The organism is Janthinobacterium sp. BHSEK, assembly GCF_056174685.1.
Window position 1 is genome coordinate 1 of sequence record NZ_JBWBYV010000115.1, and the last position, 10,781, is coordinate 10,781.

Here is a 10,781-nt window from a genome sequence, read left to right on the forward strand (position 1 = left end):
GTCCCCACTTCCGGCCAGCTCAGATTTCCGACCTTGCCGATACCATTGGCAAAGGCCACGCTGCCCGTCACGGGTGGTTTGTTGGCGCCAGCAAACGTGGGCGCATCCACGATAGGACTCAGCGATACCGTCGGCGGCGTCTTTTCGCGGCCAAAATTGGGCGTTGCCACTTTCGCTGCATTCCATGCCGACAGCAAGATGTCTTTTGCAGGCGCCACGGGCACCACGGCCACGCCCGCTTGTTGCGGTGTGGCGATGGCGCTGAAAACAAGATATTTTGGCCCCACGATGACCGTGCCGTTCCCCGTCATCGTCAAGCCGCTGTCGCTGCCGCTGCCCGATGCATAGGTCGCAGTCAAGCCCAGCGCACCCACGTCCGCGTACAGCATGTTCGGCGTGGCTACGCCATTGGTATCGAAGGCCAGCAGGATATCGGCCCCGGCGACGCTGCAGGAGCTGCCGGCATTGGCGTTGGCGGCCAACGGCACATACGTGCCATTCTTTCCCTGTATCCGCGCGGGCAAGGTGCCCGTATCGGGATCGGCATAATTGCATGTAAGGGTCAGTGTCTTGCTTTGTCCCGCAAACAGAGGCACGCACGTGTCCGGATTCGATGATGAGGCCTGCTTGGCGCTGATGCTGATCGGCCCCGCTTCCTCCGCATAGCGGGGCGCACCGCTGATCTGCAGCGCGCTCGTGACGAAAGCCATCTGGCAATTGGTCGTACTGTTGTCGAGACTGCTCTTGCACACCAGTGCGCCCGTTGTGGCCGGTACGCTGGTCAAACCCAGCAGCACATTATTGGCAGCCTTGGTCTGCGCCACGGTGGAACTGACCATGCCCGTGGGCGGTTGCGTATTGTTGATTTGCGCCGTCGCGCCGCCTGGCGTCAGGGTCACTTGCGCCGCGCCCGTGTAGACACTGCTACAACTGGCATCGGCGCAGGCCGTCACCGTCACGGGCGCCGCCGCACACGTAAGCGCCGAGGGCGGATGCGTGATCTGAAAATGGTGGGGTCCCGCCTGCGTGCCGGGGCCGCACTTCGGCCCCATCGGTTCATTGAAAGCCCAGCCGCTGTTGTTGGTCACGCAGCTGCACGGGTTCGACGGCGTATACGCCTTGCAAGTGATGGTTTGCTGCACCCGGCCCTGCCAGCCCAGGGTGATGTGGTCGACCTTGGCGTTGCCCGTGATATAGGCGTTGGACGAGTCGAGCGTGACCTCGCCGGCATCGACGTTGCCCTTGATGCCATTGCCGGAAGCGATCGACAAGGAATTGCTCGCCTCTACATTGCCCGTGACGAGCAGGCCCGACGCCTTCAGGTCGATCGTCGGCGATTTCAGGTTGCCCGTCACCTGGCTGCCGGAACCGATAGTCAGCGAGGTGGTCGCCGTGATATCACCCTGGATGCGGGTACTGGCGGCCAGGATATTGACCACGGTGCCGCTGATGGGACCGTTGATGACGGAACCCGAGGCGATTTCCACGGGCCCCTTGGCGCTGATCTTGCCCGTCACCGTGACGTTGTTCGAGCCCATCTTGATGGTCGTGGCGGAGATATTCGCCGTGATCGTCTGTTCCTGCGCGCCCATGAGGAAGGTGCCGCCCTCGGCGCTCAAGCTGCCCCCCGTCACCTTCAGGTTCGGCGGATTGATATCCTTGATGTCGAGATTGCCCTTGACCGTCAGCGCGGCATTGCCGCTCATCGTCAAGCCCTGGTTGTAGCTCATCGCCAGGGAACTGTTGACCGTCACGCCATACGCGCTGCCGATGACGATGACGTCGGTGGAACCCAGCGCCAGCGAAGCGCACGTGTATTGCAGGCCATCCGTGCTCAGGCTGCAGCCGCTGACGGCACCGCCATTGAAGTTGAGCGTGGCCGCTTGGGCAAGGGATGAGCCCAGCAGCAATGTCAGGGCGGCAAAAATGTGGAGTAAGCGCACGATATCGAGGAATCCGGTGGGTGGGGAGCCAGCGGGCGCGCGGATTATTTCATGCTAACCTACGCCATCGCTGTTGTTGCATTATGGCAGTATTTATCCCCCTCGCGCATATCGCATGATCAAGCAAAGCCCCAAAGAATTCCCCCTGCGCACCGTCGACATCATCGTCTATCCCGGCTTCAAGGCGCTCGAAGCCATCGGCGCCATGAAAGTGTTTGACTACGCCAACACCCATCTGCGTCTGCGCAAGCTGCCCGGCGGCTACGACGTGCGCATCGCCTCGACGGCCATCGGTCCGGTCGAGTCCGACACGCTGATGTCGCTGCACGCCAGCAAGACGCTCGATGCGCACCGCCTGCCCGACCTGGCCGTCATCGTCGGCTGCCACCACGTCGAGCAGGTGCTGCAAGACATTCCCGCCCTCGCCGCCTGGGTGGCTGCGGCGGCGCCCCGCATCGACACCCTGGCGGCCCTGTGCACGGGCTGCTTCTTCCTGGCCGAGGCGGGCGTGCTCGACGGCAAGAGCGCGGCCACGCACTGGAGCGCCGTGGACAGCCTGCGCCAGCGCTACCCCTTGATACAGGTCAATGCCGATGCGATTTTCGTGCGGGAAGGCAAGTTCTGGACGTCGGCCGGCGTGACGGCTGGCATCGACCTGGCGCTGGCCCTGGTGGAAGACGATTTCAGCCGCGATATCGCGCTGGAAGTAGCGCGCGACCTGGTCGTGTATCTGAAGCGGCCCGGCGGCCAGTCGCAGTTCTCCGTGCACCTGTCGAGCCAGATGACGACGCATCCGACCATCCGTCAGTTGCAGGGCTGGATCATGGAACACCTGGCCGACGAGCTCACGGTGCCGCTGCTGGCGGCCAGGCTGGCCATGAGCGAGCGCAATTTTACGCGCGTGTTCCAGCGCGAAACGGGCACCAGCCCCACGGAATTCATCGACACGGCCCGCTTCGAAGCGGCGCGCCGTTTGCTGGAAGACAATGTGTCTTCCTTAAAACAGGTGGCCGTGCAGGCGGGCTTGCATAGCGAGGACAGGCTGCGCCGCCTGTTTCAAAAGAAACTCGCCATCACGCCGCGCGATTACCGCGAACGTTTTTCCAGCACGGCGCGCTAGCTGGGTGAAAAATCAGCGCGGCTTGCCGTGACGCACGTGGCGCGTGGCCAGTTGACGGCTCTGCCGGGCCAGCGGTGTAAACAGCAGTGCGCATAGCAAATACGTGGCCAGCAGCGCCAGCCAGATGGCGGGCGTGGCAAGGCTGGCGGCATTGCTCCACCACAAGGCCAGCAGGGAAGACAGGGCCGCGCCGAGGAAGACGGGCAACATGCGGCGCAAGGTCGCGAGGTAGGCAGTGGCAAACATGAACGGCTCCCAAAGCAAGGCGGTATGCCTTCACACTAGCAGGGGCAGGCAGCGAAGTACAGCCTGCCGCCCTGCCCCGTCCGTCAAGTGTTGCGCAATGAGTACATCCGATAAAATTAGTACAACACGACGGAACGGATCGATTCGCCGCTCTTCATCAGGTCGAAGCCTTCGTTGATGCGTTCGAGCGGCAGGCGGTGCGTGATCAGGTCGTCAATGTTGAGCTTGCCTTCCATGTACCAGTCGACGATCTTCGGCACGTCCGTGCGGCCGCGCGCGCCGCCAAAGGCGGAACCGCGCCATTCGCGTCCCGTCACCAGCTGGAATGGGCGGGTGGAAATTTCCTGGCCGGCCGCCGCCACGCCGATGATGAACGATTTGCCCCAGCCCTTGTGCGTGCACTCGAGCGCCTGGCGCATCAAGTTGGTGCTGCCCACGCATTCGAACGAATAATCGGCGCCGCCATCCGTCAGCTGCACGATGGCGTCGACGACGTTTTCCACCTCGTTCGGGTTGATGAAATGCGTCATGCCGAACTTGCGCGCGATGGCCTGGCGCGCCGGGTTGATATCGATACCGATGATCTTGTCGGCGCCGACCATCTTGGCGGCCTGGATCACGTTCAGGCCGATGCCGCCCAGGCCGAACACGGCCACGTTGGCGCCCGCTTCCACCTTGGCCGAGAACAAGACAGCGCCCACGCCCGTCGTCACGCCGCAGCCGATGTAGCAGACCTTGTCGAAGGGCGCGTCTTCGCGGATCTTGGCAAGCGCGATTTCCGGCACGACGATGTAATTGGAAAAGGTGGACGTGCCCATGTAATGGAACAGCGGCTGGCCGTTCAGGGAAAAGCGGCTGGTGGCGTCCGGCATCAGGCCGCGGCCCTGCGTCGAGCGGATGGCCTGACACAAATTCGTCTTTTGCGACAGGCAGAACTTGCACTGGCGGCATTCCGGCGTGTACAGGGGAATGACGTGATCGTCCTTTTTCAGGGTCGTCACGCCCGGGCCCACGTCGACGACGATACCGGCGCCTTCATGGCCGAGGATGGCGGGGAAGATACCTTCCGGATCGGCGCCGGACAGGGTGTAGTAATCGGTATGGCAAATGCCCGTGGCCTTGAGCTCGACCAGCACTTCGCCGGCGCGCGGGCCGGCCAGGTCGACTTCTTCGATGGTCAGCGGGGCGCCCGCCTTCCAGGCAATCGCGGCTTTGGTTTTCATGGGGTGTCTTCCTGCTCGGTTTCAGATGCGCCATTATCGGGCGCAGGCGGGCACAGCGGCGTAGCTGGCCCCGCGCTTGTCTGAAAACACGGCGCATTTGTCCGATGCTGCCGCACGTTTGCGCCAGCTCAATCTTCCCGGCATACAGAGGCGCATTCTTGGCGCAAGCCTAACTCCGCTTGAGCACCCATTGCCGCGTTCCCGCAGGAGACTGATATGCGCCCTATTTTTCGATGCCAGCAGACCTGGCTGGCCCTGCTGCTGGCATGCTGCCTGGCCCTGCTTGCCGCCTGCGGCGGCGGCCATCACCACCCGGCGCCAGGCGCGACCACGGGCAACCTCACCGTCACCATCGGCGGCTTGCCGGCCGGCGTGGCGGGCGCCGTCACGGTCACGGGGCCCGCGTCGTACAGCAAGACGCTGACGGCCACCACCACGCTCACCAGCCTGGCGCCCGGCGCCTACGCCATCAATGCCGCCAGCGTGGCGCAAGGCACGGGAACCCTGGCGCCCACGCCCGTTACCCAGCAGGCGCAAGTCACTGCGGGGGCCACGGCCAGCGCCAGCGTCCTGTATGCGGCGGCGGCGCCGCTGGCCCTGCGCCTGCAGGAAGTGGCCAGCGGACTGGACGCCCCCATCTTCCTCACGGCGCCGCCCGGCGACAGCCGCCTTTTCATTGTGGAGCGTCCAGGCCGCATCCGCGTGGTGCAGAACGACAACCTGCTGGCCACGCCCTTCCTCGACGTCAGCACGCTCACCACCACCAGCGGCGAACGGGGCCTGCTGTCGATGGCCTTCCATCCGCAGTACGCGAGCAATGGCTATTTTTTCATCTACTACACCAACCTGGCCGGCGATATCGTCATCGAGCGCCGGCAAGTGTCGGCCGGCAACGCCAACGTGGCCGATCCCCTGTCCGCGCTGACCATCCTCACGATACCGCACCCCACGTTCAGCAACCACTATGGCGGCCTGCTCAGCTTCGGGCCGGACGGCTATCTATATGCGGGCACGGGCGACGGCGGCAGTGGCGGTGATCCGCCAGGCAATGCGCAAAACACGAATGTGCTGCTGGGCAAGCTGCTGCGCCTGGACGTCAACGCCAGCACGGTAGCCCAGCCGTACGCCATTCCGCCCGGCAACCCATTTGCCGGCACGGCCGGCGGGCGCGGGGAAATCTGGGCCTACGGCTTGCGCAACCCCTGGCGCTACGCCTTCGACCTGCCAGCCCAGCTGCTGTACATCGCCGACGTGGGCCAGGCCAACTGGGAAGAGGTCGACGTGCGTCCCGTAGGCCAGGCGGGCAACAACTATGGCTGGAACATCATGGAAGGCGCACACTGCTACAACAGTGCCAGCTGCAACCAGGCGGGGCTGGTCCTGCCCGCCATCGAATACGGCCACGATACGGCCGGCGGCTGCTCGATCACGGGCGGCTATGTGTACCGCGGCACGGCCCTGCCGGAACTGGCGGGGCAATACCTGTACTCGGACTATTGCAGCGGCTGGCTGAAAAGTTTCAGCTACAGCAATGGCGCCGCCTCCGCTGTGACGGACTGGGGCATCACGAACGTGGGCAACATCCTGTCATTCGGCCAGGATGCGCAACACGAGCTGTACATGCTGAGCGGCACGGGCAAGGTGTACAAGATCATACGTAAATAAGCGTGCGCCAATGAAGCGCAGCCACGCACGTGGCTGGGGCCGTTTTTCGACGGGGCGCGGGGAACCGGCTAAAATTGGTTTTTTTTCCGCCGCGCCCTGCGCACCAGCCCAAGAGAACACCATGGCCCGTTTGAAACTTGAATTTCCTGAAGACCAGTACTGCTACTCCTCGCAACTGACGGTACGCACGACGGACATCAATGCCGGCAACCATCTCGGCAACGATTCCATGATTTCCATGATTTCCGAGGCACGCGCCCGCTTCCTGTTCGAATACGGCGTGCGCGACATCGAAGCGGACGGCACCGGCATCATCGTCACCGACCTGGCCACCACCTACCGCGCCGAAGCCCATGCGCGCGACCAGCTGCTGTTCGAAGTGGGCGTCATGGATTTCAACAAGTATGGCGGCGACATCACCTTCCGCATCACGCGCCCACGCGATAACACCCTGATCGCGATGGCCAAGTCCGGCTTTGTCTTCTTCAACTACAAGCGCAGCCAGGTCGTGCCCATGCCGGAAGAGTTCGGCAGCAAGTTTCCACAGGTGAACTGGATCGATTGATTCAGGTGCGGTTAAACGGGCCCTCATGCCGCCATGCTGCATGCTTATCAGGAAGACATTAAATCTGGAGCGGCATGCAATCAGCAATCACGGCAAGACTGTGCCTGGCCCTGGCCCTGCTGGGCATATTGCCGCCCGTCCTGGCCGCGCCGCAAACCGTCATCCTGTACGGCGACGATGACTATGCGCCGTACAGCTATGTGGAGCACGGCGCCTTCAAGGGCATGTACATCGATATCCTGCGCCAGGCGGCCAGCCGGATGCCCGGGTACCGGCTGGAACTGCAGCCGCGCCCCTGGAAACGGGGGCTCGACGCGCTGGAAAAAGGCCAGGTTTTCGGCCTGTTTCCGCCCGGACGCAAGACGGAACGGCCATACGTGCAGCCGTATTCGGCCATGCTGCACCGCGAATCGGTGGTGCTGTTTTGCCATGACGCTGTCATGCGCACGCCACGCACGCACTTCCCGACCGACTTTGCCGGCCTGACCATCGGCGTCAACACGGGTTTTCTGCTGTCGGAGAAATTGATGGCGCCCGCCCGCAAAGGGCTGCTGCGCCTGGAAGCGGCCAAGGGCAATGAAGCGAACCTGAAGAAACTGGCCCTGCGGCGCATCGATTGCTACGCCAGCGACCGCGGCGCGGCACGCCACACGGCGCGCCAGCTGCAAGGCGAACTGGCCGGCTACGGCTTTCACTTGCGCGAAGTGCTGGAACTGTCGTCCGAAGCCACCTACATCGCCTACAGCGCGCGCAATACCCCCGCCTACAAGGCCGATTTCATCGAGAAGATGAATGCCGCCCTGCTTGCCATGCGGCAAAACGGCCAGCTGGCGCGCATCGAAGAGGCTTATTTGCGTTGATTACCTGCGCTGAACGTCGCGCGGCTGCAAGGTCAGGACGGGACTGCTGCGGCCCTGGGGCTTGACGCCGAAGGTATTCTTGAACCACTCGTCGATCATGCGCTTTTCATAGCGCAAGGCGTCGCTGCTGGAATAGCGATTGATATGCTGTAAATAGGACATGTCCGACAGATAAGCGTTGCCGCTGGCAATGACTTTGCCATGTTGCTCGAGCGTATAGCGCAAGCGCAGGCGGGGCCAGTCAGCGCGGCCCGTCATCACGCGCACATCGAAGGCGCCGCGCCGCGCCGGATCTTCGCGTCCCGCCAGATCGACATCGGTGATCTCGATCCTGAGGTCCTGACCGTGGGGCAAGCTCTTGCCCAGCCAGCTGAAGTGATCCGCCAGGCCCGCCAGCACCTGTTCCCGGTCGCGCGAGCTGAACGGCACATCGGAATAGTCGTCGGGCTTGTCGAACGTCACCTGGACGCCCGCCCAGGCGCTGCTGCCAGCGGCCAGCACCAAGGCCGCCACCCATATTTTCGCCAGCGTGGAAATACGCATATGCCTTCCTTTCAGAAAGTTCACGGTCAGGCGGCAGCTGCCATGCCGGCCTCTGCCTGTCCTGTTTGACTATAGCCTGAAGTGAAAATTTCCGGAGCGCAATACGTCTCGTGCGGCGGCACTTGCGGCGGCACGCCGCGACCGGCCGCGCCGCTTACTTGCGCGCGTGGCGCTTCGGCTTGATGCCAAAGGTAACGGCATACCAGTCGTCGATCATCAACTTTTCATAACGCAATTTTTCATTGCTGAAGTAAGGATTGAGGCGGGTCAGGTACGACATGTCGGACAGGGCCGCATCGCCGCTGTTGATGACCTTGCCATCCTGTTCCAGCACATAGTGCAGGCGCATGCGCGGCCAGTCGACCCGGCCGTTCATGACGCGGATATCCTGGCCGGCACGCAGCGATGGATTTTCACGTCCCGCCAGGTCCACGTCCGTGACGTCGATTTTCAAGGTCTGCCCGGGCGGCAGCGAGGCGCCCAGTTTCTCGAAATGCCGGCTCAGTTCCTTCAATACCTCGTCGCGGTCCTGCGGGTTGAACGGGACGTCCGTGAATTGATCCGGTTTGCTGAACCGCACTTCGGTTCCCGCCCAGGCCGCGCTGCTGGCCAGCAAGGCCAGGCCGGCGATCAGGGCGCGCGTCGTTTGCTTTTGCATGATGTACCCTTTCAGGAAATGTGAGTGGCATGGAGCCACTTCTTATGCCTGCCCAATATAGCGCGCTCCAGTCGATTCCGGCGCGGAATTCATACCTTGTTACTTTTCCGTTGTTCCGCCAGGAAGGAAGACGCCGTATTTTTTTGCAGATTCATTGGCAATATTAATTAAAACAAAGTATTGTCTTGAAAATATAGTTGCCTAAGCGATAAAGTATAGATAGTGTAGACAGCACGGATTTAAAGTGTTTTTTTAGCACGTGTGTTGCATGATTTTAGTCAATTGTTCTTGCTTATTGTTAATACTTAGCGGTCGGTCTACAATCGACAAAATGCGCCCGAAAAACGCGCAACGCCGTTCATGGCGCACAGGAATTCCTGGCGCGGGCGTCTCAGCATTGCGTCAGTTATGCCTTTTAGCGGAACTCGCCCTTATGTCATTTTTGTCTTCAGCATCGCCCAAGTTACCCCCCTGGAAAGTCCTGCTCGTCGATGATGAACCCGACATCCATGACATCACCGAGCTGACGCTGAGCCGTTTCCGCCTCGAGGGCCGCGCCCTGAGCTTCGTGCATGCATACAGCGGCGCCGAGGCCAAGCAGGTGCTGGCGCGCGAAGACGGCATCGCGCTCGTCTTCCTGGACGTGGTGATGGAACGCGAAGACAGCGGCCTGGAAGTGGCGCGCTGGATGCGCGAAGACCTGGGCAACCAGTTTACGCGCATCGTGTTGCGCACGGGGCAGCCGGGACAGGCGCCGGAAGAACGGGTGATCGTCAACTACGACATCAATGACTACAAGGAAAAAACCGAGCTCGACCGCACAAAGCTGTTTACCACCACCTTTGCCGCCCTGCGCGCCTACCGCGACATCATGAAGGTGGAAGAGGCGCGCCAGGCCCAGCTCCATTACCGCGAAGGCCTCGAGCGCGTCATCGCCGCCTCGGCGCACATTTTCAAGCAGCGCAATCTGCGCGACTTCGCCAGCGGCCTGCTGCAGCAAGTCGTCGCCCTGCTGCGCCTGGAAACGAGCATGCTGCTGCGCCTGCGCGGCGCCAGCGCCATCACGGGCGAGCAGGATTATGAAATCCTCGCGCAGATCGGCGACACGGACGACGGCATCCTCAGCCCGTCCCTGCTGTCGCAGCTGGACGACGCCAAGAGCAATAAAATTTCGCGCCTGCATGGCGACACCTATGTCGGCTATTTTCCCAACAGCAGCGGCAAGGCGTCCTTGCTGGTGCTCAAGGGCGTGGAAGAAATTTCCGACCTCGACGCGCAATTGCTGGAAGTATTCTGCTCAGGCGTGGCCATCGCCTTCGACAACATCCTGCTGACGCAGGAAATCACCGATACCCAGGCCGAGCTGATCCTGCGCCTGGGCGATGTGGTCGAATCGCGCTCGCACGAAGGCGGCAACCACGTGCGCCGCATGGCCGAAGTGTGCCAGCTGCTGGCGCAGGCCTCCGGCATGTCGGAGGAAGAAACCATGGTGCTGCGCCACGCGGCGCCCATGCACGACATCGGCAAGATTTCCACGCCCGACGCCGTGCTGCTGAAACCCGGCAAGCTCGACGCGGCCGAATGGGAAATCATGAAACAGCATCCGACGGTGGGCATGTCCATCCTGGACGGCTCGCAGCGCCCGCTCTTGAAGGCGGCCGCCGTGATCGCCCACCAGCACCATGAGAAATACGACGGCAGCGGCTACCCGCAAGGCCTGGTGGGAGAGAGCATCCACAAATACGCACGCATCGCCGCCGTCGCCGACGTTTTCGACGCGCTCATGCACAAGCGCTGCTACAAGGACGCCTGGCCCCTGGAGCGCGTGGTGGGCTACCTGCGCGAAGTGAGCGGCAGCCACCTCGATCCGCAGTATGTGGAGTTGCTGATTGCAAACCTCGATGAGGCGCTTGCGCTGAATCAACGTTTCCCCGATTAAAAGCTGGCGGTGGTGTCGG

Annotated in this window: 10 protein-coding genes; 5 read left to right on the forward strand and 5 right to left on the reverse strand. The window is 62.4% G+C overall.

Translation table 11 applies throughout. The features are described from left to right. The coding region (locus AC0V2Y_RS26840; RefSeq protein ID WP_475418404.1) for a DUF6701 domain-containing protein at positions 1-1,943 on the reverse strand (1,943 nt) is incomplete at its 3' end. A 115-nt stretch (positions 1,944-2,058) separates the two neighbouring features. On the opposite strand from AC0V2Y_RS26840, the gene AC0V2Y_RS26845 reads away from it, so the two are divergent. Further along, a complete protein-coding gene (locus AC0V2Y_RS26845; protein ID WP_475417917.1) occupies positions 2,059-3,063 on the forward strand; it encodes a GlxA family transcriptional regulator in 1,005 nt (334 codons plus the stop codon). Positions 3,064-3,075: 12 nt separating this feature from the next. Here the strand turns inward: AC0V2Y_RS26845 and AC0V2Y_RS26850 are convergent, their stop codons facing one another. Together AC0V2Y_RS26850 and AC0V2Y_RS26855 are read right to left on the reverse strand one after the other, a co-directional pair. Beyond that, the gene (locus tag AC0V2Y_RS26850; RefSeq protein WP_034784311.1) at positions 3,076-3,309 is read right to left on the reverse strand and encodes a hypothetical protein; all 234 of its coding nucleotides are present in this window, start codon (positions 3,307-3,309) and stop codon (positions 3,076-3,078) included. Positions 3,310-3,425: 116 nt separating this feature from the next. Continuing rightward, positions 3,426-4,532: an S-(hydroxymethyl)glutathione dehydrogenase/class III alcohol dehydrogenase gene (locus AC0V2Y_RS26855; protein ID WP_475417918.1), complete on the reverse strand. Its 1,107-nt coding sequence runs from the start codon at positions 4,530-4,532 to the stop codon at positions 3,426-3,428. Positions 4,533-4,748: 216 nt separating this feature from the next. Between AC0V2Y_RS26855 and AC0V2Y_RS26860 the strand changes: the two genes are divergently transcribed. The 3 genes from AC0V2Y_RS26860 to AC0V2Y_RS26870 all read left to right on the forward strand — a co-directional run bounded on the left by AC0V2Y_RS26860 (position 4,749) and on the right by AC0V2Y_RS26870 (position 7,622). Continuing rightward, positions 4,749-6,197: a PQQ-dependent sugar dehydrogenase gene (locus tag AC0V2Y_RS26860; protein ID WP_475417919.1), complete on the forward strand. Its 1,449-nt coding sequence runs from the start codon at positions 4,749-4,751 to the stop codon at positions 6,195-6,197. Between the two features lie 121 nt (positions 6,198-6,318). Beyond that, positions 6,319-6,762 (forward strand): thioesterase family protein, encoded by a 444-nt coding sequence (locus AC0V2Y_RS26865; RefSeq protein WP_034753479.1) that lies wholly within the window; start codon positions 6,319-6,321, stop codon positions 6,760-6,762. Between the two features lie 74 nt (positions 6,763-6,836). Beyond that, complete coding sequence (locus tag AC0V2Y_RS26870) at positions 6,837-7,622, forward strand: substrate-binding periplasmic protein (RefSeq protein WP_475417920.1); 786 nt, start codon at positions 6,837-6,839, stop codon at positions 7,620-7,622. Here the strand turns inward: AC0V2Y_RS26870 and AC0V2Y_RS26875 are convergent, their stop codons facing one another. Together AC0V2Y_RS26875 and AC0V2Y_RS26880 are read right to left on the reverse strand one after the other, a co-directional pair. Continuing rightward, positions 7,623-8,165, reverse strand: a complete 543-nt coding sequence (locus tag AC0V2Y_RS26875) for a DUF3016 domain-containing protein (protein WP_475417921.1) — start codon at positions 8,163-8,165, stop codon at positions 7,623-7,625. A gap of 154 nt (positions 8,166-8,319) precedes the next feature. Next, positions 8,320-8,823 (reverse strand): DUF3016 domain-containing protein, encoded by a 504-nt coding sequence (locus AC0V2Y_RS26880; RefSeq protein ID WP_475417922.1) that lies wholly within the window; start codon positions 8,821-8,823, stop codon positions 8,320-8,322. A gap of 433 nt (positions 8,824-9,256) precedes the next feature. Between AC0V2Y_RS26880 and AC0V2Y_RS26885 the strand changes: the two genes are divergently transcribed. Beyond that, positions 9,257-10,762, forward strand: a complete 1,506-nt coding sequence (locus AC0V2Y_RS26885; RefSeq protein ID WP_475417923.1) for a DUF3369 domain-containing protein — start codon at positions 9,257-9,259, stop codon at positions 10,760-10,762. The last annotated feature ends 19 nt before the right edge of the window (positions 10,763-10,781 follow it).

Bases quoted from the DNA above. Each gene is read 5' to 3' on its own strand.
- AC0V2Y_RS26875 (WP_475417921.1), bottom strand. From the start codon at position 8,165: ATGCGTATTTCCACGCTGGCGAAAATATGGGTGGCGGCCTTGGTGCTG.
- AC0V2Y_RS26885 (WP_475417923.1), top strand. From the start codon at position 9,257: ATGTCATTTTTGTCTTCAGCATCGCCCAAGTTACCCCCCTGGAAAGTC.
- AC0V2Y_RS26880 (WP_475417922.1), bottom strand. From the start codon at position 8,823: ATGCAAAAGCAAACGACGCGCGCCCTGATCGCCGGCCTGGCCTTGCTG.
- AC0V2Y_RS26870 (WP_475417920.1), top strand. From the start codon at position 6,837: ATGCAATCAGCAATCACGGCAAGACTGTGCCTGGCCCTGGCCCTGCTG.
- AC0V2Y_RS26865 (WP_034753479.1), top strand. From the start codon at position 6,319: ATGGCCCGTTTGAAACTTGAATTTCCTGAAGACCAGTACTGCTACTCC.
- AC0V2Y_RS26855 (WP_475417918.1), bottom strand. From the start codon at position 4,532: ATGAAAACCAAAGCCGCGATTGCCTGGAAGGCGGGCGCCCCGCTGACC.
- AC0V2Y_RS26850 (WP_034784311.1), bottom strand. From the start codon at position 3,309: ATGTTTGCCACTGCCTACCTCGCGACCTTGCGCCGCATGTTGCCCGTC.
- AC0V2Y_RS26860 (WP_475417919.1), top strand. From the start codon at position 4,749: ATGCGCCCTATTTTTCGATGCCAGCAGACCTGGCTGGCCCTGCTGCTG.
- AC0V2Y_RS26845 (WP_475417917.1), top strand. From the start codon at position 2,059: ATGATCAAGCAAAGCCCCAAAGAATTCCCCCTGCGCACCGTCGACATC.